Source organism: Nostoc paludosum FACHB-159 (genome assembly GCF_014698835.1).
Classification (GTDB): domain Bacteria; phylum Cyanobacteriota; class Cyanobacteriia; order Cyanobacteriales; family Nostocaceae; genus Nostoc; species Nostoc paludosum.
Genome location: NZ_JACJTU010000005.1, coordinates 197891 through 222254, shown reverse-complemented (window position 1 = coordinate 222254; position 24364 = coordinate 197891). Strand labels below are relative to the sequence as shown.

The following is a 24364-nucleotide window of genomic DNA, read 5'->3' as shown; positions in this document are numbered from 1 at the left end:
TAAGCTTGCCATCCAGAGGAGATGTGTTCAGTGAGCCGTCCTCAAAAACAAAAACAAATTAATTTTAGTAGTAGCTGGTGGCAAAGATTAACAGCAAGTCTTCTGCTGGGAAGCTTTTTATATACTAGTTTACCTATATCAGCGACAGCCCAACAAAGTAATAATCAAGTTGTATCTTCGCCAATCACAAATCAAGCTACTTATACTTATACAGACCCAGCTAGTAAGTATCAATATCAAGGAAGTTCTAGTCAGCTTAACGTTACTCCTAGCCCATTAGTTGACCCAATAGGAAGGATTTTAGGTTGTGCTGGTGCACTTTTACCCGACTATACAGGTTTTTCAGTTGGGGTATATGAACTTAACCCTAGCGACCCAACGGGCACAGAATTGGGTAGTTTAGCTGCTTTGACTCGCACAGAGTTACCGGATATTCCTAATAACAATGTGCCTGGGGGAAAATCACCAAATATTGAAAATAGTAACCCATATTTCATTACAAATAATCCTGCTGGTGTCTACAATTTTTTACTAGATCCAAACAAAGGTCAAACCGATCCGGGTAGAAGTTATATTTTTGTAGTCAATCCGCCATCAAATTCCATCTACAGACAACGGCGCGTCAAGATTGAAATTATTGCCAAAGATAGTAATGATGTTGTGCAATATGTTGCTACTTCTTTGGATGGGCAACCAATTAGTCTTACAGGTGAAACCAGAGTAGAGCAAACAGTTGTTTTAGTTCCCAATGCAGAAACAGTGGGATTGGATTTATTAGCCTTTGAATTTACTACAAATTTGTGTCAAGCCAATCAGTTGCAGATTATTAAAACAGGCGATCGCGCTACTGCTGAACCTGGAGATACGGTAATTTACCGTCTTTCGGTAAAAAATCTTGCTGATGTTGGTTTGAACAATGTAGTTATCACCGACAACCTACCTTTAGGATTCCAGTTCTTGCCAAAATCTGTGCAAGGAGAGATGGATGGTACAGCAGTTCCTATCACCTCGGAACGAAATGGAAATACGGTGATATTCCGGACAGACATGACGATTCCCACAGGGAAAGTCTTGAATATTGCCTACGCTGCTCAATTAACAGCCGATGCTATGCGTGGTAGTGGTCGCAACAGTGCGATCGTTAATGCTCAACGAATTGATAACCGTTTTAGCACTAAGGATGGCCCAGCAACACACCAATTAAAAATTCGTCCGGGAATCGTTTCTGATTGTGGCACGATTATCGGTCGGGTATTTATTGATAAAAACTTTGACGGCGAACAGCAGCGTGGTGAGCCTGGAATACCCAATGCAGTGGTTTTTCTAGAAGATGGTAACCGCATCACTACAGATCCGAATGGTTTGTTCTCCCTAGCTAATGTCTTACCTGGATACCACACAGGTGTTTTAGACCTCAGTAGTGTACCTGGTTATGCCTTAGCTCCCAATAAAAAATTCCGCGAGCGCAATAGCCAATCTCGCCTAGTGCATTTAGAACCAGGTGGGTTGGTACGTATGAACTTCGGTGTCACCCCCACATTTCAGGAAACAGTCAAAAAATGAAACCTAGACTGCACTGTGCAACTATTTTCAACTTGAGGCTGATGGGGGCAATGCCGGTAGCTCTCAGCCTGATTTTATATCCTGCCATAGTCAAAGCAAAAGTCACCAATGAAAACCTGTTTTTGCAAGTAGAGAAGGGCGTCGAAGATCGAGCGGTTGAAAATAAAGTGGTTGAAAAAAGTATGGATGTGAATTCTGGGGTTGGTGATTCAGGATATGAAAGGTTCACGCAAAGGCAAGGCAGCGCGTTGGGGAGCCAGCGCGGTCTTGGGGGTTCCCCCCATGAGCGACTGGCGTCCGGGTTTCCCGACTTGAAGCGACTGCCGCGCAAAGGCGCAAAGATTAAGAGAAGAATTGAACAAGCTCTAAATTCTTATCCTTTGTTGAGAAGTTCTAAAGAGGTTACATCTGTTGGATTTTCCTCAACTTCTTTAGCATCGGCTACTGTTACTTCAATTTCAAATGTCCAGCCAAGTGAAACAGAAATACAACCATTTCAACCAGCAACTTCTGTGGAATTGCCTAGAGGCTTACGCAAAATTGCAGGAATAGAAGATAAGAAAGACCAATCTCGAAGGGAAATACAACCATTTCAACCAGCAACTTTTGTAGGGTTGCCTAGAGGGTTACGCAAAATTGCTAATGGGGATGGGGGGATAGGGGGACAGGGAGACGCGGGGACGGGGGGACGCGGGGATGTGGGGAAGGAGGGACAAGGGATCAATGAAAATATGCCTGTGTCTCCACCTTCACCGATTTCTACAGGAATCAAAATCTTGACTCCGACGGCTGACAGTGTTGTAGATGTACAAGCTACTACAGTGATTGTGCAGTTTCCTGCTGGTAGTCAAGTGGAATTGCGGGTAAATGGCGTGTTGGTAGATCCTTCCTTAGTAGGGCGGACGGAAACTGATGCGAGTACTAATTTAGTAAAGCAGACATGGTATGGTGTTTCGCTACAAGAAGGTCAAAATACTATCTCTGCACAGGTAGTTGGGGGAACCCAAGCGCCTGTAACAGTGCAGGTTGCAGTCCGGGGAGCGCCGCAGCAATTAACTTTGGAAACTGTTGAGTCTCGTATCCCAGCAGATGGACGTTCTACGGCTACAATCCGAGGTCAACTACTGGATGCAAGTGGCAATCGCTCTAATTATGATGCTGTTGTCACTTTGATACCTACTGCTGGGGACTTTGTGGAGAAAGATTTCAAACCCGATGAACCTGGATTTCAAGTAGAGGCCAAAGGGGGACAATTTACAGCAACGTTACGATCGCAATTAAAAGCAGAAACTGTCACAATTAGAGCCATCGTTAATAATTTAGAAGCCTTTACCCAGTTGCAATTTGAAACGGCACTGCGTCCGAGTTTGCTGACTGGGGTCATAGATTTACGTTTGGGCGCTAGAGGTACAAATTATTATGGCAGTTTACGTGATTTCATCCCCCCCGACAAAGACAATAGAACGCAATTAGATTTCCATTCAGCGATATTTGCCACGGGTACTATCGGAGAATGGTTGTTTACAGGCGCATATAACAGTTCTCGTAACTTGAATGAAGATTGTAACTGTGATAATCGCTTGTTTAGAACTTACCAATTTAGCGAACAAAACTATCCTGTCTATGGCGATAGCTCGAAAGTTGATGTGGTGGCTCCTTCCATTGACAGCGTGTTTCTGCGTTTCGAGCGCTCAACTGGTATAGCTGGATCTTCCCCTGATTTTGCCATGTGGGGTGACTATAACACAGAAGAATTTGCGCGGCGATCGCAGCAATTTACTTCTATCACTCGCCAACTCCACGGTTTTAAAGCTAACTACAACTTAGGAAATCTACAAATCACAGGTTTTTACGGCAATAACCTAGAAGGATTCCAACGAGATACCATTGCTCCCGATGGCACCAGTGGTTATTATTTCCTCTCTCGCCGACTCCTACAACCAGGTAGCGAAAATGTTTTTATCGAGTTAGAAGAACTAAATCGTCCTGGGACTGTATTGGAACGCAAACAGCTAAACCGAGGCCCAGACTACGAAATCGACTACGATCGCGGTACCTTATTATTCCGCGAACCGATTCTTCGCACCGATATTGATGAAACCGGACAAGTCTTGGTACGTCGGATTGTTGTTAGCTATCAATATGAAAGCGAAGACTCTGATAGCAATATCTTTGCCGGTCGTTTGCAATATAATCTTTCCCGCGAACTTAACCGAGAAAGTTGGATTGGAGCAACTTATGTCCAAGAAAATCAGGGTGTGCGTGATTTTCAACTGTATGGCGCAGATGCACTGATAGCTTTGGGTGATAAGGGTAAGCTAATTGCAGAATACGCCCATTCGAGTAATGATTCTGATGTTCTGGGTAAGGTTCGCGGTGATGCCTATCGCTTGGAAGCTGAGGGACAAATTGCTAATGGCATTCAAGGACGCGCCTATTATCGCTTTGCCGATACAGGTTTTGCCAATAATGCCACCGTCAGCTTTGTACCTGGACAAACTCGTTATGGAGCGCAGGTTATAGCTAAACTGACTCCAACTACCAATGCCAGGGTGCAATACGACCACGAAGACAATTTTGGGATTGCTCCCCAACCGCTAGACACATTTGAAGAATTATTTGCACCCCGTAATGATGCCATACCAGGGAGTAAAGTTGATAATTCCCTGACGACAATTACCGCTGGGATTCAACAACGCTTGGGTAGTGCCATCTTCGATCTAGATTGGATTCATCGCGATCGCCAAGACCGCATCTCACCCAATGCTTTGAGTAGTAATTCCGATCAATTGCGATCGCGTTTTACAGTTCCCATTGCGAAAAACCTGACTTTCCAAGCTCAAAACGAACTCAGCTTATCTTCCCAAAAAGATAGTGTTTATCCAGACCGTACTATATTTGGGTTGAATTGGGCAGCAATTCCTGGTGTGAATGTCAGTCTCGCCCAACAGTTTTACAGTAGCGGTCAATTGTCTGGTAATTCCATCACTAGCTTGAGTGTCAACGGCGAACACAAACTCGGAAGGGATACCACCATAACTGGTCGTTACTCAATTTTGGGTGGTGCCAATGAACTGACTACCCAAGGTGCGATCGGTCTCAATAACCGCTGGACTATTGCTCGTGGATTGCGGTTAAATTTAGCTTACGAACACGTATTTGGTAACTTCTTCAATCGGACTGCGGCGGGTCAACAATATCCCCAACCCTATGCTTTTGGTCAAGCCGCATCGGCGATCGGATTTGATGGTGGCGATAGTTACAGCGTTGGCTTGGAATACAGCGATAATCCCCAGTTTCAAGCCAGCGCCCGCTACGAACATCGCTCCTCTTCTGGTGGTAGTAATACAGTAATTACCGCAGGTGCAGTCGGTAAAATTTCTCCATCTCTGACGGCTTTAGTACGTTATCAACAAGCAAACTCTTCCAATCAAAGACTTTCAGGATTGGCAGATACCGCTAATCTGAAGGTGGGTTTAGCTTACCGTGACCCCCATAGTGATAAATTTAATGCTTTGTTGCGTTATGAATATCGCCAAAATCCGGCGATTATTCCTGAGACCATTCTTTTAGGTAGTGGTACGGGTTCCCAAGACCATACTTTTGCTTTGGAAGCTATCTACGCCCCTAACTGGCAATGGGAATTCTACGGTAAATACGCTTTACGTAATAGTACTTCTTATTTGGCTAACGATTTAGTTGGTACGAGTACAGTGAATTTGGGACAATTACGAGCTACTTATCGTTTGGGATATAGCTGGGATTTAGTTGGTGAGGCTCGCTGGATTGGTCAATCTAATTACAGTGAGACAGGCTTTGTTCTGGAAACAGGTTACTACCTGACTCCTAATTTGCGTGTTTCCGCTGGATATGTTTTTGGTGAAGTTGATGACAGGGATTTTTCCGGAACGCGATCGGCTGGTGGAGCATATTTGGGTTTAACTGTCAAGCTTGATGACTTGTTTGATGGTTTTGGACAGCAAAAGCCGGTGCCACGTCAGCAACAGCAGCCAGATACAACAGAGGCACAGATGAAAACAGAGACGCATCAAGGCGCGTCTGTAGATGGGGCAAATTTGGAATTGTAATTATGGGCAAACCCAAATTTCGGGGTATATACCGAGTGGAATCGACCCGGTTGCCAAATCGTAATTACGCTGCTAATGGGTGGTATTTCGTGACAATTTGCACAAGCGATCGCATTCATTTCTTGGGAGATGTAATTACAGGAAATGTGCAATTATCAATAATTGGGGAAATAGCCCAACAATTCTGGGCAGAAATTCCGAATCATTTTGCCTACACCTACACAGATGCTTATGTCGTTATGCCCAATCACGTACATGGCATTATTGCGATCGACCGTCCCCAAAATGTAGAGACGTTGCAATGCAACGTCTCTACAAATCGTGTTAAACAGACAAGGCTTGTCTGACTTCAACTGGTTCACCAGTCAAACTAAAAGCACGAACTTCAGTAATTTTTACCTTCACCAACTGGCCTTTCAACTGTTTGATGTCACCAGTGAAAAAAGTTAAACGATTACCGCCTGTGCGTCCCATGACTTGAGTTTTATCTTTGGGGTTTTGGTCTTCTACTAGAACTTCTTCAATGCGTCCGAAGTAACGTTGCGATCGCTCGCTTGCTTTGATGCCTACTAGATGATTCAATCTTTGTAGGCGATCGCTTTTAACTTCTTCACTCAGTTGATTTTCCCACAAAGCAGCGGGTGTTCCTGGCCGTGGCGAATATGCGGCTGTATTCAACATATCAAAGCCGATATCTTCCACCAGTTTCAGAGTATTTTCAAATTGTTGTTCTGTTTCCCCAGGAAATCCGACAATTGCATCGGCGCTAATTGAAGCATCTGGCATATATCGCCGAATTGTATCAATAATTCGGCGGTATTTTTCATGGGTATAACCCCGCGACATCGCCTTTAAAACTTCATTATCTCCAGATTGAAAGGGAATGTGGAAGTGTTCGCAGACTTTAGGTAATTCAGCACAAGCCCGAATTAGCCTTTCAGTAAAATAACGGGGGTGACTTGTAGCAAATCTTATTCTTTCAATTCCCGGCACATCATGGACGTAATACAGTAAATCTGTGAAGTTGTGCAGATGCCGTCCTTCTGGCGTAGCTCCTGGCAAATCTCTGCCGTAAGCGTCAATATTTTGACCGAGTAAAGTAATTTCCTTGTAACCTTGTCTTCCTAATTCTGCCATTTCTGCACGAATAGCTTCTGGTGTGCGAGACTGTTCGACACCCCGCACGTTGGGGACTACACAGTAGGTGCAGCGTTCGTTACAACCGTAAATCACATTCACCCAAGCAGTAACTTTACTATCTCGTCGTGGTTGGGTGATGTCCTCCATAATGTGAACCGGCTCGGTTGCCACAACTTGGTTACCCTCAAACACTGACTCCAACAAATCTTTGAGGCGGTTGGCGTGTTGTGGCCCCATTACCAAGTCTAATTCCGGCACGCGTCGCAACAGTGCTTCGCCTTCTTGTTGGGCAACACAACCAGCAACAATCAGCGTTAAATCTGGCTGTTCGTGCTTGCGTTTGGCTTGCCTGCCAAGGTAGGAATAAACCTTTTGCTCGGCATTATCTCGAATTGTGCAGGTATTGTAGAGAATCACATCTGCATTATTTGGATCTTCTGACCATTCAAAGCCCATGTCTTCCATTACGCCAGCCATGCGCTCTGAGTCAGCTTTATTCATCTGACAACCGAAAGTAGTGATGTGATAGTGGCGTTTAGAAGTGGTCATGGGGAATTATGCTTAATTAGCCTAATGTATATAAACTTTATTTCTATTTTATAACGCTCTTAACCAACGTTAGGTGATGCTGCTAGATAAAACCTAGACAATGCTAGTACTTTAGATTTTTAGAGGAGTTATGCTGTGGTGAGAAACAAAAAAGCCAATACTCAACTGCTAGAGATGTGTATACAATTAAACATTAGATTCGGGAATAATCGCTCATCAAGCAGCGATCGCAATTATTTGGACTACTGAGTAAATATAAACAAGTTATTATGTGATATGCCGAAAATTACTGTTTGTATTCCTACTTTTAATCGTATCTCTCTGCTGCGTTATGCGATCGCCAGTGTACTTAATCAGTCAGAGCAAGACTTTGAACTAATTGTTTGTGATGACGGTTCTAGCGATGGAACACCTGAGTTAATGTCCGAGTACACAGACCATCGGATTAAATACATTCGTCATTCACAAAATATTGGCAAAAGCAATAATATGCGTTCTGGTTTTGATGCTGCCAGCGGTGAATATTTTATTAAATTTGATGATGACGACCGGCTAACACCTGATTTTCTCGCAAGTACGGCAGCTATTCTTGACCAAGACTCTAGTATTGATTTTGTTGGTACAGACCATTGGATAATTGATATTAACAATATCAAGGATGAGGCAAAAACTGAAGAAAATTCTCATCACTGGGGGAGAAAAAATTTACCTGCGGGTATTGTAGATAATTTACTGGAAGTTGTATTTGTTCATCAAAGTTTTCAAATTGGAGCAACATTATTTCGGCGTAAAACCTTGCAAGAATTAGGATTTATGTTGCCCAATCTGCAAAATTGCGAGGATAATGATTTATTTGTGCGGCTAGCTTTGGCAGGCAAAAAAGGTTATTACTTACCTGAATTACTGATGGAATATCGTTTGCACGCAGAGCAGCAAGGTATAGACAGAGCTATTCCTTATTTTTTTGATAAAATTCGATATTTAGAAAGTTATAAATTTGAATCAGAAAAAATAGAAAAAATTAGGCAAGAGCGTTTAATGGAAACGCAATTATTATTAGGCTTGCGTTTAATTGAAAAGGGAGAAACGCAAAAAGGCAGAGAACTAATTTTAGCAGGAAAATCTTTTTCGACGGCTAAAGCGTGGACTGGTTTAGGGTTATCGCTGTTACCAGTTGGTTTGCGAAGTAAGGCGTTTGATGCACTGCGACAAATGCGGGGTTAGTTTCACGCACGAGACGCAGAAAAAGACTAGACATCTGGACAATGACTTACTCACAAAATAGGTAAGCATCAAGGATTTTAACCATTCCTTGAGTAATTCCTTTTACTTCCATCAGTTCTGTGAGTGATTCAAATTTACCTTTTCGTTCGCGTAGTCTAAAAATTGCTTCTGCTCTCTTAGAACCTATTTGTGGTATTTTGTATCTTTCTAATTCTTGAGCTGTTTTAATAGTGTTAACGTTAATTTTGTTATCTTTTGTAATTAATCTTGCTGCATCAACCTCAAATAACTTATTTATAAAATTTTCAATTTTTGTGACAGATTGGGTAACTTGTTCAAGTTGCTTCGTAATACTTTCAGTTTCATTCTGAGTTATTGCCTGCTTACTTTCAGCTTCCTCATTTTTTCTAATGTATGTAGTAGGTTGTTCAACTTTATGAGTAAGGATTTCAACTTTTTGAGTAAGAATTTCTATTTTCTTATAAATATCTCTTTCATAGTTATTATAGCTTTCTATTTTTTTTACTGAGATAGCCACTTGCTCAATCTTTTGATTTAGCGTTGCTGCTGATTGTCGAAAAATTTTATCAAGCTGTTCAACTATTGTTTGAGTTGATTCTGTGTCTTCAGAAACTGATGGTAATACTACAGGAATAGAATCTGAAAACCCCAGTAATTGCTGCATTTCTTCTTTAGCAGCAACAACTTGCTCATCAGTCATATCAAATACCCAAACCCAAAGCTTTTCGATATCAAGTTCCTTCGCAACAAAACACCAATCAGCACCGTAGACAACTTCGTACTCTTCTTCTTCACTATATGCCTCAGTACGACGCACAATCAGAGGAATTAAGTTAGTACCTTGTTGAATAAGACTATTTTTTAAGTATTCACATTTTTCGGAAGAAATTTCTAAAACTTCAGACTCTGGTATAGCAATTTGAAAAGTATAAACTTGTCCGTGTGAAATTGACTTGATACGTAAATACTCAACAATACGATCCCGACGTTCTGCATTATTCATTTTTCTACTCCTTTTCCTTGGTCACAGAAATAAATTGTTTAGCTAGTTTTATATAGCAGTTAAAAGCATCTTGCGCCGCTTCTTTATCTTTAGAGTTTAATTCTTTATCAAATTCTGCAAAGCAAATTGGATACCCCTTATTAGGTGTAGTTGAAACTATGCTCAGACTTGGAATCCATGTTTCTTGCGGAAATAACTCTATATTCTTACTTTCAGCATTCTTCGATAAAATATCAAAAATCTGCTGAGTCATAGCTAAAGCAACCTTATTTGCTGCTCTATTGTACATACTGACTGCTATTCCCAAAATTGGCAGTGGTTCATCCTTGGATTCATCAAGTGCAATAGCTCTTGAAATCACATATTCTAATGCCCGGATGGGATAAGGAGCTAACTGTGTAGGAATTAATACTCCAGAAGATGCCATAAGTGAAATAGTATTAGCTTTACCAAATGATGGGGGCGGGTCAATTAAGATATAATCATATTGATTTCGATATTTGTTAAGCTTCTTGGCTAGTACGCGATCAATATCTGGTGTGTTAATTAGTGCAGCTTCCATAAAACTCAAACGTATGTGAGATGGAACAATATCTAGTTCAACATCATCCCAGTTTTTATGAATAATCGTTTCCTCTAAGCTAGTTCTTGGTTCAGTTAGTAGATGAGTAATATCTTTTTTACCTTGCTTTTCAACATCATCTAAAGGATCTATTCCTAGCCCCATTGTTAGATTAGCTTGAGCATCAATATCAATCAGCAACACTCGCTTACCTAGCTTGTTAAGAGCAGCAGCAAGGTTGATAGTCGTTGTAGTTTTACCTACCCCTCCTTTATTATTAAATACAGTAATAATCATAGATTTGCGTTCCTCCTTAGTTTGTGAAACTAAAATTTTTTCTTCACTGGTATGCATTATTTGAATAGCAGATTTCTTACCTTTATTGAATAAGCCCAACATATCTTCTTGTTGCACCTCTTTTGAGATTAAATTTAAAAATTGTAACCGAATATTTTGTTGATTTTTATACAAAATAGAAGTAAAGTTTAAATAAGTTTTTTTGGATAAAATTTTATAAAAAGACGTATATTGCTGAATAAGTGTAGCTTGAGAATACTCTACAACTGTTGTAATTTTTTGATTATAGTTATAAAGTATACGAAAATTATAGCCATTCGTTAGCAATCCAATCACAGAGCCAGTGCGGCGCATATAATTATTAATTTGCCAAACGCTGTGGGCAATGTTTTTGCTAGGTGCTTTAACTTCAATAATTAAATAGGCTGGTTTTATTAAAGCTGAGTCTGGCTGACCCACTAAGAAATCAAGCTTAGATTGTAGAACTACCACTTGAGACTGCCAATCAGCACTCGTATAACCAAGTGTATGCAACAAAGGAATTACTACCTTTTGCTCTACATCAGATTCGTTACTATTTGGGGCGATCGCTTGAAAAATATTTTGCAGTGTCGAGCCATAGTCAGCAATCATACTAGCACGGTGATGCATCCAACTTGACAATTTTAACCGTTAATTTACCCGTTGTAAAAATTTTTGCCTCTGTTGCTGCTAAAATCCAAGAGTGGCTAAAATCAAAGTGTTTACTTAACGTATTTATCCTAAAGGTTTTGGCTACTGTATCTTGTCCCCGCTGCCATCAACTGATTGATAGTCAAGCTATCAGTTGTCCTTATTGCCGGATAACACTCAAAGCTTACGGTCATCCCGGTATTCCCTTGCACCGTGCTACTGGGGACGGGTATCTGTGCGACACCTGCACCTATCACGTTGATGATAGTTGCAATTTTCCTCAACGTCCCTACGCTAAAGACTGTACTCTCTACCAAAATATTGAAGAAACAAAGTTAGATTTAGAACAGCAGCGTTATTCCAAGAGTTTTGCGGTAACTGTGAAAAATTGGCTAAAACGTAATCAGGCTTTGTTGTTGCTATTAGGTTTATTGTTATTGTGTTTGCTGTTCGTTATATCAACATCTTGAGCAGTTTGAAAATTTGCGTTGCATAAATGCGGGATGTATTGAGATTTTTAACCAAGGCTAAAGCTTGACTCTGTGCGTCTTTGCGCCTTTGGGTGAGATAAAATCATCTCACTAATCAGCAATGCCTGAAAATTTTTGTACCTACTTTAAGAAACATCGTTACTCTATTCTAAAATTTCCAGCATTATCAAGCTCATATATAGGAATCCTATCTGATTTCTGAACAGGATTTCAGATGAAACCTTGATAAAACAGGCTTTTCAGTCTCAGTATTTTTTCAAAAATCAAATCAGAGTCCTATAGATTTATTCGATTGCTTCTAGTGCTGTAGAGTTTACTATGAAGCAGATTCACATTGGAATTTCAAGTATTAATTATACCATCGAGCATCAATATCATAAAAATACAAAATATTTAAAATTAATTGCTTTAACCTAACTTTTAACTGAGGCTAATGTTATTTGTTTAAAAATTTTTATATCTCATTCCATTGCTAACAACAAACATACAAAAACATCATGGCTAATCCCTTATCCAGCTTTTCCTCTCTAGACGGCAACAACGGCTTTGCCATTAACGGCAATAATGCTTTTGATTCCTCAGGCAGCTCAGTCAGTAATGCTGGAGACATTAACGGCGACGGCATCGGCGACCTAATTATTGGCGCACCAGGTGCAGGAAAGAGCTACGTAGTGTTTGGCAGCACTAGCGGCTTCAATGCCACCCTTGACCTCTCCAATCTCAATGGTAGCAATGGTTTTACTATCAACGGCAATGCTACTGACTTTTTTGCTGCCTCAGTCAGCGGTGCTGGAGACATTAACGATGATGGCATTGCTGACCTAATTATCGGTGCACCAGGCGCGGCTTTGGGTGCAGGGCAAAGTTACGTAGTGTTTGGCAGCACTAGCGGTTTTAATGCCAGTTTCGACCTCTCGAACCTCAACGGCAGCAACGGCTTTGTTATTAACGGCATTAATGGCCGAAACTCAGATGGCATCTCAGACTCCTCAGGTAACTCAGTCAGCAATGCTGGAGACATCAACCATGACGGAATTGACGACCTAATTATTGGTGCCTCCAGTGCGGCTTCGGGTGCAGGGCAGAGTTACGTGGTGTTTGGCAGCACTAGCGGCTTTAATGCCAGCTTCAACCTCTCAGACCTCGACGGCAGCAACGGTTTTGTCATTAACGGCAATGACGTTGACACCTCAGGCAACTCAGTTAGCAGTGCAGGGGACGTTAACAAAGATGGTATCGATGACCTAATTATTGGCGCACAGGGTACAGGAAAGAGCTACGTAGTGTTTGGCAGCACCAAAAGTTTTAATGCCAGCTTAGACTTATCTAGTCTCAACGGCAGTAATGGTTTTACTATTAATGGCAATGTCAGCGACTTTTTCGGCGCTTCAGTAAGCAATGCCGGAGACGTTAACAATGATGACATCGACGACTTGATTATCGGTGCCTATAATGCCGCTTCGGGTGCAGGAACCAGCTACGTGGTGTTTGGCAGCAGTGGTGGGTTTAATGCCAACCTAAATCTATCTAGCCTGAACGGTAGCAACGGTTTTGCAATCAAAGGCATTAATGAAAATGATGTTTCAGGCTTCTCAGTTAGCGCTGCTGGGGATGTTAACGACGATGGCATTGCCGACTTAATTATTGGCGCACCTTTTGCCTTATCTAGTGCAGGGCAGACCTACGTAGTCTTTGGCAGTAGTAGCGGCTTTGCTAGCACCCTCGACCTCTCCAATCTTACCCCCAGCAAAGGTTTTGCCATCAACGGTATTACTGGCAATGACCTCTCTGGTCTTTCAGTCAGCGCTGCTGGAGATATCAACGGTGACAAAATTGACGACTTGATTGTTGGTGCAATTGGCGCTTCCTTTGGGGCTGGGCAGAGCTATGTGGTCTTTGGTACAAAAGCACCAGTCAATAATGCCCCCATTGCCGTTAATGATACCGTTACGACTGCCAAAAATACTACCATTTCTATTCCAGTAAATACCCTGCTGGCTAACGATAGCGACATCGATGGCAACAGCCTCAGGATCACTGGCGTCAGTGGTGCAATCAACTCTACTGCGGTACTCAAAAATAACCAAACTCCCAATAATTTCGCAGATGACTTCATCTCATTTACCCCAATTAAAGGGTTCAGTGGTGCAGCTACCTTTAACTACACTGTCAGTGATGGTCAGCTCACCAGTACCGCTAAAGTAACCGTGCAAGTGGGCGCTTGCCTTTTTGGTAGGAACGCCAATGAGCGTATAAACGGCACTCCTGGTAATGACTACATCGATGGTGGCAATGGTAAAGACTCCCTTACTGGAGGTAATGGTAATGATACTCTCTTTGGTGGTAATGGTAATGACATATTGAATGGTGGTAATGGTAATGACATATTGAATGGTGGTCAAGGTGATGATAGATTATCTGGCGGCTTTGGTAATGATATCCTCACAGGTGGCAATGGCAAAGATAAATTTGTCTTGGCGCCAACACAAGGTACTGATAAAATTACCGACTTCCACAAAGGCACTGACTTGATTGGATTGTCTGGTGGTCTGAGCTTCGGTCAACTCAGTTTCACTGGCCACAAAATTATCCTCACTGCTACTGATGAAGTTTTGGCAACGCTGACTGGGATTAACACCAAAACCTTGACTGCCGCCAATTTCACAGTCGTCTAGAATATCGATTCAGCGATCAAAAACTTAACCCAACCGTCTTGTACCGTTTCACTTTAGGGGGCAGGAAGAGAAAACACTCCGGTTTTTAATTCAATACGGTTGGGTTATTTTGGGGGTTTCAGTATTAGGCTCAACTACTACAGGTGCTGCTTGTTCTTCAAATACGGCTAGGTCGAACCAAAAAGTAGTGCCAACGCCAACTTCACTCACCAAATGCACTTTACTACGGTGTCTGTCGATGATGTTTCTGACAATCGATAAACCTAAACCGGTGCCTTCTAGGGTGTGAACTCGGTTTTCTACGCGAAAGAAGCGTTCAAAAATCGAGTGTTGGTCTTCTGTGGCGATGCCAATTCCAGTATCGGAAATTTCAATTCGCACTGGAGGAGATTGGGCCTGATTGGGCTTGGAATCTAGTTGGTAGGCTCGGATTGCGACTTTGCCACCAGCTTTTGTGAATTTTAGGGCATTACCAATCAAATTACCAAATACTTGTACTAGCAAATCATAATTACCAACTACGAAAGGCAAATTAGGCGCAACTTCTTGAATGAGTTCAACACATTTATCTTTAGCATTGAGTTGGTAAGTACGCAGTGTTTGTTCGATCGCTTGGGCTAAATCCACTCCATCGAAGCTATAATTACGACCAGATTCGAGTTTTGACAAATCTAAAACATCGTTAACTAAGCGAGTTAAGCGATCGGTTTCATGGTTCACTGTTTGCAGAAACTCTTGCCGTTCTTTTATGCCTAAGTCTTCGCCGTAGTCATGCAGGGTTTCAATATAGGTTTTGATATTGAATAAAGGCGTTCGCAGTTCGTGAGAAACGTTGCTGATAAATTGGCTTTTGGCTTCGTTTAATTCCACTTCGCGGGTGATATCTTGGATGGTAATCGCAATGCCTTTGATACTTTCTCGTTGCTGGTTGAGTACTGTAGTCAAGAGAATGCGAATTGTCCGGTGGATGGGTTGGTTGAGAAAAATCCGGAATTCGGCGCTTTCACATTCGCCTGAGGCCATTTCGTACAATGGGCGAGTGATTTCCATCTGTACCGCCGGAGGTAAGTGATGCAGTACATTGCGGCCCACCACTTCAGCGGCTTCCCAACCAAAAATCCGCTGGGCTGTGGGGTTGACTAAAATCACCTGCATGTTGTTATCTATCAACACAGCACCATCAGCGATGGTGGAAACTAAGGTTTCTAACTTTGCTTTTTCTGCGGTGAGTTCTTCGATATTTTGTTCTTCATAGCGTTCTAATCGCTCTGCCATTTCATTAAAGCTGAAAATTAATTCTCCCAGCTCGCCCCCTAAAGGTAAATCAATTCGCTGCTTGAAATTCCCCGCAGCAATTTGTTTTACTCCCACCAACAGTTCTTTTATCGGCTTGGTGATGGTCAAAGCGTTAATCACTCCTGCCAAAATCACCATTACCCAAATCGTTATAAAAACGGCAATGGTAACATCGCGGGTAAAATTGGTAGAGATGACAGCAGTTTGATTGGGATTAATACCGATCGCCAATACACCCAAGTATTTTTTATCAACGATCAAGGGAATAAATACATCGGTGACCGTCCCAGATGGGGTTGTATGTTGTCGCACCATCGGCTTTTCGCCATCACCAGGATAATCCTCTGGCAGTTGTATCCGCCGTTCAATGGTGAGGGAGTTTTCTACCTCCGGTTCCCAAAAAGGAATGCCAAAAAAGATTTTCCCAGTATCATCGGCATACAGCATATAACGCACACTAGAGGTGCTGCTGTAGAAGCGTTGAGAAAATTGGGCAACTTCAGTCAGATTATTATCAGCCACTAGGGGGGCAACGTTGGCAGCAAGCAGCAGTCCCAAATCACGCCCGAACCGGGTGTCATTCATCCTTGCATCCTGCTGAATGGTGTTTACAGCCCAGAAGGTCAAACCACTCATCACCAGGGAGACAACCATTGTCGCCACAGCCAAGAGTTTGGTCTGGAGGGTGAACTCAGACCACCAACTAGCGATCGCATGTCGAATTGTTTTTAACAGAGCTAGCATCTTAAATAAAGTTGTTAGTAGTCCTTGTTATAAACCCCAACAACTAAAAAATTAACAGTTAATTTGACAAATATGTTAGTGATGAGGGGGGAATGGGAAAAGTAAAAGGGACTGGGGATTGGCGAGTGCTATATAAAACAGAAAATTAACGCTAACGTCCAGCAGTCCTTTATCAGTGAGTTTTTTACCGCGTTATGGATAATTTCTAAGTTGGGCATAGCTTAAGTATAAGTCAGCCTCGCTGGCTAATGAAAATCAAGGCTGGCTTAAAGCTTATAGAGTTTGATCCTCTTGCTTCCTAGTCACCACTCTATGACCGATATCTCTCCGGTAATATATGCCCTCAAATTGAATATATTTGATCGCTGTGTAGGCTTGAGCGATCGCTTGCTCAAAATCTGCTCCAATCCCAGTTACATTTAATACCCGTCCTCCATCTGTCACAACTTCTTGTTGCTGGTTTAATTTCGTGCCTGCGTGAAATACCGTTGCTCCGGCTTTTTCTGCTTCTCCAATGCCAGAAATCACCTGATTTTTCTCGTAGTCTCCCGGATAACCGCCGGAAGCTGCAACCACTGTGGCTGATGCTCCTGCTTTCCAAGCAATGGGCGGCAATTCGCCTAAACGCTGCTGTACACAGGCTAAAAGCAAGTCTTCTAGGCGTGTGTCTAACAGTGGCAAAATTACTTGGGTTTCGGGATCGCCAAAGCGGCAGTTAAATTCTAAAACTTTGAAGTTGCCATCGGGTGCAACCATTAACCCAGCATACAGTACGCCACGGTAGTCGATGCCTTTGGATCTTAAGGAGGCGATCGCTTTTTCTAAAACTTCGGTTTGAACCCGTGCCATTAACTCTGGTGTTGCAATGGGTGTAGGCGCATAAGCTCCCATGCCGCCAGTATTTTCCCCTGTATCGCCCTCACCAATCCGCTTATGATCTTGAGCTGGCAGCAAAGGTCTAATTGTTAACCCATCCGTTAATGCTAAAACTGATACCTCTTGCCCAATTAAACATTCTTCAATGACCACAAATTCACCAGCACTGCCAAACTGCCCCTGAAAAATCGCGTCAATGGCACTCTGGGCTTGTTCAACTGTTTCAGCCACCGTTACGCCCTTACCAGCCGCCAAGCCATCAGCTTTAACAACAATTGGCGCTCCCTGGGATTTCACGTAAGATTTTGCTGCTGCTGCTTCCGTAAATACCGCAGCCCGCGCCGTGGGAATCCCGGCTTCCTGCATTAAGGCTTTTGCCCAAGCTTTGCTGGCTTCAATCTGCGCTCCTGCTCTGACTGGGCCAAATACCATCAGTCCTTTGTTTTGGAGATAGTCTGTGATTCCCTTGGCCAAGGGGACTTCTGGCCCGACTACCACCAGAGTAATGCTATGTTCTAGAGCGTATTGGCTTATACCTTCAAAATCATCTACTGCCAGGGGCAAGTTCTGGCAACGTTCCATAATTGCTGTGCCCCCGTTCCCTGGTACGCAAACAACTTGCTCAATTTGCTTAGATTGCAGCAGTTTCCATGCCAGAGCGTGTTCGCGTCCCCCATTCCCTACAACTAAAACTTTCACTGATTTCCTCGTGCGTTCCTTGCGAAACGAGAATGCCCGATTCGGCTCTCGCGGATCAATTTTTCCATTAATTCTTGCACTTGTGCAAGCCCCCTCATGAGTGTTGCATTCAATGGGAAGATGGGGAGATGGGGAGCCAGAGGGAGAAAGAATAACAATGGCCAATGACTAAGGTTATTAATATAGCAGTCCTAAATCATTTGTGAAAATTATATATCTCTTTGTTCTTTCTTACCTTTGCGTCCTTTGCGTCCTTGGCGGTAGCCTGCGGCAAGCCGCTCCGCGTCTACGTTTCCTTATCCATATTTTTCACGACTCATTTAGGATTGCTATATTAAAAAATAAAAACTAAATAAATATACTGAAACATTTTAAATAGAATTATTTTTTAAGTATTTTTAATGACTTTTGACCATTGAAATCATGAGTAAAAAAAACCTTCTTAGGTAATGACGATTATTGGTTACAAGTATTAACCTGTGAATGTAGAGATTAATTAAAATATCAAAAAATAGGCAACATGGGTAAAATTATCGTCACTGGAGTCGCCGGTTTTATTGGTTCCCATCTAACAGAAACATTGCTGCAACAAGGAGAAGAAGTCATTGGAATTGATGAATTCAATGATTACTACGATCCGATGTTAAAGTATAAAAATATTGCACATTTAAATGGAGTGCGGGGCTTTACATTAATTGAAGCAGATATTCAGTTTTTAGATTGGCATCAACTCCTCGAAGATGTGGATGTAGTTTATCACCAAGCGGCACAAGCGGGTGTCAGGGCAAGTTGGGGTAAAGGTTTTGCAAGTTACACAGAACGAAATGTTAACGCTACACAAATCTTGCTAGAAGCTGCCAAAGATGCTAAAAACCTCAAAAGGTTAGTGTTTGCCTCTTCATCGAGTGTATATGGTGATGCGGAAACTTTACCTACGCATGAGGAAATTTGTCCCCAACCGGTTTCTCCTTATGGTATTACGAAGCTAGCGGGTGAGTTTTTGTGTAAGCTATATCATAAAAACTTTGGCGTGCCATCTGTCTCATTACGCTATTTCACAGTCTATGGCCCCAGACAGCGCCCAGATATGGCATTTCATAAATTTTTTAAATCGATTTTGCAGGATGAAGCAATTCCGATTTACGGTGACGGACAGCAAACGCGGGAATTTACCTTTGTGAGTGATATTATCGCTGCTAATTTAGCAGCAGCGATCGCCCCCGCAGCCGTGGGAGAAATCTTTAATATCGGCGGCGGGAGTCGGGTGGTTTTAGCAGAAGTTCTGGATACAATCGAACAAATCGTTGGCAAGCCAATCAAAAGAAATCACATAGAAAAAGCGATGGGAGATGCCCGTCACACTGCTGCTGATATATCTAAAGCCCAGAAACTTCTCGGATATCAGCCGCAAGTCTCCCTAACAGAAGGTTTAACAAAGGAATGGCAATGGATTAAGTCTTTGTATTGCTAAGGTTCGTTGAGGGTTGACGGTTAACTGTCAACCCATTTGGAGAATTCAAAATTTTGGGGTGTTGCAGAACAGTGGGATGAATTTAGCTAGGTACGAGAGGCTCTTGAGACAGGGGGAGAAACAAAAGTCATTTGGATCAAAAATTTTGTGAAATGGCACGATGACTCCATTATGAAATCTAAAAATTTTATTAAGTATTTATTAATTGTCTTAACTGTCTTAACTGTCCTTGTATTTTATTTTGCTATCGTGCTAGTTTACCTCGTGACTTTCTAATTACCCAACAAAAATCATGAAAAATATCACCAGAATTACACGACTGATGTTAGTGTTTTTGGCATTTGTTGTAAGCAGCTTGACATTCTTGTTATCTCCTGCGATTGCTGCTTCATTGCCAGAAGAACAATTAAAACTATTTTTTCAGATTTCTGATTCCGATAAAAACGGTTTCATAGAGGAAAGCGATTATAAGCAGTTTGATGCTATACAAGGCAAAATATTCTTTGATTCGCTGAACCTTAATCCATACAATTCTGAGTTTGATGAAGCATTAGACATACTTGATTCAGATGGTGACAACAAGGTGAGCTTTGAAGAGTTGAAAAAAAAATTAGGAGCTTAAACTGATATTTGGCGCTTCAAAATGTATTATTTTGATTTTCAAGAATTATTCGTAATACGTAATAATGGTTAAGTTGCTCAGGATTAATAGTTAAAATCATTGGCAATTCTTGATGTTTATGTAAACATTGTTAACCAAATTTTGGAAATCTACCTGTATTACACGATGAAGTGCAGAATGTGGATTATTACTCACTCCCCGATCGCAAACTTTTGCTCTAGGGAGTGTTTTTTGCTTTCTGAAAAAGTATCGTGATTTTTTTCGGTCAACATGATAAATATGTCCTGTGTTAAATGTAATAGTAAATTACTCCCACGATCGCAATTCATCAATGGTATTACGAATTAGGGAAGTTATTTGGGCGCGGCGGGTTTCAAAGTTGGCGGCGATATAAATCAGTAGAATACCGACTAGCAAGCCAACAACCCATTTTAAAAATGAGTATTGCAAACTGAAGATTACTGATTGATAGATAGTAGTAATTACAAAAGTAGCTGTACCAATGTAGAGAAAAGCCCGTACTCGCAAAGCCAATCCGACAAAAATGGCGATGAGGCTAAAAATTCCCGGAATCCAAGGCGTGTCTTGATGAAATAAAATTGCCCAGCCACAAATTACACCGCTACCTAGCAACCGCAGGCTGTGACGAACTATTTTAGATTCTGGTAGTTTCAGTTGCGTATCTACTTGAGCTATATAAAGTAGTGATAACCCAAGTGGTGTTACGTACCACAAAGCTTCGCGCAGATAGAAGCTATAAAGCCAACGGTACAGCGCCCAATCAACCAAGGCTACACTAATATAGGTAAAACGGATGTTTTCACCTACTTTTGCTAAAAAGATGTAATATCCAGCGGTGAGTACTAGAGTAATTGGGTAAACTTGCAGTGCAGTTTGCCATAAAATTATTAGTGGTAAAACGTATGCAGCTTGTTGCCAAGGTCTTTTAGACCAACCCCAATTTTCCCAAGGTAGAATATACAGAAAATAGGCGACTACAGAGGCGATCGCACCATTCCAAGGTAGTAATTGTGTAGCAAATAGACGCCCTATTGGAATTTCCTGCAATAAAATACTGAAGAAACCCGCCTCTAACAAACCCAGGTAAACCCAAAGTTCATCTATTGTTATCCGCCATGTTGGAGATACGGAGGATTGGGGCGATCGCTTTCCCTGAAAAATCGCATACCTAACCAAAAATACACCAGTTCCCAATCCCACCAAACGGTTAACTCCAATGGGAAGGGCAATAGCAAGGATTAATAAGCAACTACTCCAAGCCCAGTGGATATCCGCTATGCCTTTGAGTTCTTGGGCAGTTAAACGTAAGTAGCCCATCAGCCAACGGGAGAGAATGCGATAGGCATACATGATAGTAGTACCAAGGGCAGACATGGCAATCAATCCATCGCCTAATGCTCCTCCTGAAACTTGTAACATTTGATAAAACAAAAGTTCATAGGCAGAAATTGATACGCCAATGATTCCTAAATACACCAAAGGTTTAAAGTCTTCCTGGCGTCGCCCCACGCCAATGATAATTAAAGCTACACCCAAGGAACACAAACCCGTCCAATCGGTGAAGGTGTTTACACGCAAAAATACACTAAATACACCATAAATTATGGGCAGAATGTGAAAGCTACTAGGCAAGCTTTGTAATTGATGTCGTCGTTTCCACCACTCTCCTACAAGCTGAGTAAGTAAACCCAAGGCGATATTAGCGATCGCTATTCTAATAATCGATAACTCCCCAAATCCTAACGCCTGGGCTGTCAACAATTCCAAACACCAGCCAATGCCATAAAATGCCCAATTTGTTGGTTGTCGCCAACTGCGATAGACAATGCCTGCCAAAATGATACCAGTGGCAAGTAAGTACAAAAATCCGGAATTAGCCACCCCTCGGTAAATCAGGACTGAGTGCAGCGTCAAAGCAAACAACTGATAACCACACAAAGCGATCGCCCATTTATCGCTAGCGGCTGCATAAACAAGTGCTAATTCGTTACCGCGTTGCCTAAGTGCTGTGCGGATTAACCATAAACTCAAAGTGGCGATCGCTCCCACAACAAACCAACCAGCCACCGCCAAACGAGGCAAACCAGGCACACCCGTCCACAGCAGCATTCCAATAAAACTTAAAACAAATCCTTCCGTAATTGCCGCAGATACTTGGTTTCGCAAATAGCGCGTATTTACGAACATTAGCCCAGCACCCACCGCCAAACCGATTAATCTGGTTCCTGGAACCTGTAAAGTAAGTAACTGGGCAATTCCCACAGCCAAAATACTTAAGTAACAGTTAATAGTCCGATTCTCTATATTTGTGCGATTGGCAACACCCGTGAGAGCTATGGGCGTAACTAGCCAAATAACTCCCCAATTAGCTCTACTGTCAGCCATACCGTACCAAGATGATTCTGCATTCATCCACAACAGCAAAAAACTAACTGCGGCTAGTCCTAAACCGATGTCCCATGCACTACGTCGCCATATTCCATTTCCCAGGCTAAATATCCATTCTGCAACCATTACAGCTAATAAAATACTTGCCCAGGCTTCTCTACTGAGTGTTGGTAATAACCAACTGATGAAGGAGCAGAATGTCAGTACGCCGATGATATGAGTTAGGTATACCAGGGGAGGAGATGAGGTAGGGCGGCGTTTGGTGACGATGGTAAGGGTGATGGTGGAAAATAGCAGATTTAGCGATCGCAACGTAGGATTGACTAAGGCGATGGTTGTCAGAAACGTTCCAAATAATAGAGTAAGTACTTCGCCAAATCTAGCCAATTCTCGTTTTTGGACGCGATACAAATGATCTGTCAGCGCCACCATCAAAATTACGTAGGGAAATAAAACTACACCCAGCAACGCCCAAGGTTCATTTTGAGAATTTGTGAGTCTGGTAGCAGTAGCGATGGCTAAATCCTGTAAGCCATCGGGTACTAACCGCCAAAAGAGCCAAATTGTCTGTAAGCCAATAACGAAAACTGCCGCTAAGTCAACTTTTAAACTGTAGCGCTGCAAGCGATTTCCCACAAACCACAAACCCAAACCACTCACAGCGATCGCTTGCCAGGGATAATTAATTACTGAAACCAGCCAACCCAGCAACAGTAAAATCGCACCGAATCTTTCCCAGAGTAGGGAAGACACGGAGAGTGGGAGACGCTCTGACGCGGGGAAAGAATTCCCCACATCGCCGCGTCCTCGCCTCGCCGCGTCCTCTACATTCCCCGTGTCCCCGCGTCCCCGTGTCGCCGCGTCCTCTTCCCTTCCCTGCTGTGCCAACCAAGTCACCAACCAGCCGCAAATGCCAATAGCTAAACCCAACTGCGTGACATTTACCCCAGCAATAAAAATCGCCCGCACTAACAGGACGATTAAAGCATAAATAATTACAGTAGCGTGTAAGCTAATACTTAAATTGTGGCGATCGCTTGTATTTTCCCGATGTGGCTGGCGATTCTCAATAACGGTAATGATAGTTGTGGCGATCGTTGCTAGATAAACGGCAATTAAGGGAAATTCTTTGAAGTGCCAACCCCAATGCAGATAACTCAGCCCAAGAATATTTACTATGGCTAATTTAGCTGTATGTAAATTGGGAAAAATAGTACGATTTTTGGAGATAAAAACAGTAATAGCAGTGAGGGTAGGGCAGGCGATCGCCACTACAATCCAATTCAAAGGATTTTGCCATAACCCAAAGCTATCCATAGCCCAAAAGTTCACTGGCACTAACAAAAGAGTGGCAATTAATAATGTCTGAGCTGTCAATCTCAAATTGTTTTGCCTAGTCGCCCAAAAGCTTAACCCCCAGAAACTCAAAGTATAAGCAAATAAAACTCCATACTGTCCAGAAGCAGGAAATTTTTCCCATTGACTAGCAGCCAGTACCCCAGAGGACACCACTACCAAAAATACTCCTAGAAAAAGCAGCCAACGGACACTCAATTCTGCCCCTAGTGACTGCAACATTGTGCTGATAAAGCTGGGTTGAGCTGGTTTTTCTGGCGGTTGTCTACGGCTACTAGCTTGTAAAGCGGCTACAGGCAACTGTTCCACAGGATCTGAAGTTGCAAATTTTACTTTAGTTTTGACTTGAGTCTGAGGTTGCAACACCACCGTACAGGTGAGAAATTCTCGGCATAGCTGCCTGACTTGGGAATCGGATATTAAACCCAAGCGTAGCCATATCTCCAGCCCCTCTAGTAAGTGAGGATGGGAAGATGGAAGTCTAATTTCAATTTTTAGCGGGCGCTCAAGGGGCGATGACATAAGCCGCAGCAATAGAGATATATACTTAAATCATGGATTGATTCAAGTATATTTTTGCTCTAATTTTCCTAATTGTGAGCTAAT

The 24364-nt window shown here is 42.4% G+C and carries 14 protein-coding genes; 8 read left to right on the top strand and 6 right to left on the bottom strand.

The annotated features are described in order from the left end of the window. Nucleotides 1-21: 21 nt before the first annotated feature. The 3 genes from H6H03_RS07420 to H6H03_RS07410 are packed head-to-tail and all read left to right on the top strand — an operon-like array spanning nucleotide 22 to nucleotide 5998. The gene (locus tag H6H03_RS07420; RefSeq protein ID WP_190954501.1) at nucleotides 22-1563 is read left to right on the top strand and encodes a DUF11 domain-containing protein; all 1542 of its coding nucleotides are present in this window, start codon (nucleotides 22-24) and stop codon (nucleotides 1561-1563) included. After that, a complete protein-coding gene (locus tag H6H03_RS07415) occupies nucleotides 1560-5651 on the top strand; it encodes an Ig-like domain-containing protein (RefSeq protein ID WP_190954500.1) in 4092 nt (1363 codons plus the stop codon). The genes H6H03_RS07420 and H6H03_RS07415 overlap by 4 nt, the downstream gene beginning before the upstream one ends. Before the next feature lie 2 nt (nucleotides 5652-5653). Then, nucleotides 5654-5998 (top strand): transposase, encoded by a 345-nt coding sequence (locus tag H6H03_RS07410; protein WP_242057776.1) that lies wholly within the window; start codon nucleotides 5654-5656, stop codon nucleotides 5996-5998. On the opposite strand, the gene miaB is transcribed toward H6H03_RS07410, so the two are convergent. Continuing rightward, complete coding sequence (miaB, locus tag H6H03_RS07405) at nucleotides 5976-7340, bottom strand: tRNA (N6-isopentenyl adenosine(37)-C2)-methylthiotransferase MiaB (RefSeq protein WP_190954499.1); 1365 nt, start codon at nucleotides 7338-7340, stop codon at nucleotides 5976-5978. The two genes, H6H03_RS07410 and miaB, sit on opposite strands and share 23 nt — an antisense overlap. A 276-nt stretch (nucleotides 7341-7616) precedes the next feature. On the opposite strand from miaB, the gene H6H03_RS07400 reads away from it, so the two are divergent. After that, nucleotides 7617-8564, top strand: a complete 948-nt coding sequence (locus H6H03_RS07400; protein ID WP_190954498.1) for a glycosyltransferase family 2 protein — start codon at nucleotides 7617-7619, stop codon at nucleotides 8562-8564. 46 nt (nucleotides 8565-8610) lie between these two features. On the opposite strand, the gene H6H03_RS07395 is transcribed toward H6H03_RS07400, so the two are convergent. Together H6H03_RS07395 and H6H03_RS07390 are read right to left on the bottom strand one after the other, a co-directional pair. Next, a complete protein-coding gene (locus tag H6H03_RS07395) occupies nucleotides 8611-9588 on the bottom strand; it encodes a ComEA family DNA-binding protein (protein ID WP_190954497.1) in 978 nt (325 codons plus the stop codon). A 4-nt stretch (nucleotides 9589-9592) separates the two neighbouring features. Then, the gene (locus H6H03_RS07390) at nucleotides 9593-11080 is read right to left on the bottom strand and encodes an AAA family ATPase (protein WP_242057775.1); all 1488 of its coding nucleotides are present in this window, start codon (nucleotides 11078-11080) and stop codon (nucleotides 9593-9595) included. A 137-nt stretch (nucleotides 11081-11217) separates the two neighbouring features. On the opposite strand from H6H03_RS07390, the gene H6H03_RS07385 reads away from it, so the two are divergent. Together H6H03_RS07385 and H6H03_RS07380 are read left to right on the top strand one after the other, a co-directional pair. Continuing rightward, a complete protein-coding gene (locus tag H6H03_RS07385; RefSeq protein ID WP_190954561.1) occupies nucleotides 11218-11589 on the top strand; it encodes a zinc ribbon domain-containing protein in 372 nt (123 codons plus the stop codon). A 518-nt stretch (nucleotides 11590-12107) separates the two neighbouring features. Continuing rightward, entirely contained in the window at nucleotides 12108-14285 is a 2178-nt protein-coding gene (locus tag H6H03_RS07380) for a beta strand repeat-containing protein (RefSeq protein WP_190954495.1), read from the top strand. A gap of 90 nt (nucleotides 14286-14375) precedes the next feature. On the opposite strand, the gene nblS is transcribed toward H6H03_RS07380, so the two are convergent. Together nblS and purD are read right to left on the bottom strand one after the other, a co-directional pair. Then, nucleotides 14376-16325 carry a two-component system sensor histidine kinase NblS gene (nblS, locus tag H6H03_RS07375; protein WP_190954494.1) on the bottom strand — a complete coding sequence of 650 codons (1950 nt, stop codon included), beginning with the start codon at nucleotides 16323-16325 and terminating at the stop codon, nucleotides 14376-14378. A gap of 273 nt (nucleotides 16326-16598) precedes the next feature. Continuing rightward, complete coding sequence (gene purD / locus H6H03_RS07370; protein WP_190954493.1) at nucleotides 16599-17900, bottom strand: phosphoribosylamine--glycine ligase; 1302 nt, start codon at nucleotides 17898-17900, stop codon at nucleotides 16599-16601. A gap of 520 nt (nucleotides 17901-18420) precedes the next feature. Between purD and H6H03_RS07365 the strand changes: the two genes are divergently transcribed. Further along, complete coding sequence (locus H6H03_RS07365) at nucleotides 18421-19371, top strand: NAD-dependent epimerase/dehydratase family protein (RefSeq protein ID WP_190954492.1); 951 nt, start codon at nucleotides 18421-18423, stop codon at nucleotides 19369-19371. Nucleotides 19372-19663: 292 nt separating this feature from the next. Further along, entirely contained in the window at nucleotides 19664-19993 is a 330-nt protein-coding gene (locus tag H6H03_RS07360; RefSeq protein ID WP_190954491.1) for an EF-hand domain-containing protein, read from the top strand. A gap of 306 nt (nucleotides 19994-20299) precedes the next feature. On the opposite strand, the gene H6H03_RS07355 is transcribed toward H6H03_RS07360, so the two are convergent. Next, a complete protein-coding gene (locus H6H03_RS07355) occupies nucleotides 20300-24280 on the bottom strand; it encodes a DUF2157 domain-containing protein (protein WP_190954490.1) in 3981 nt (1326 codons plus the stop codon). Nucleotides 24281-24364: the final 84 nt, after the last annotated feature.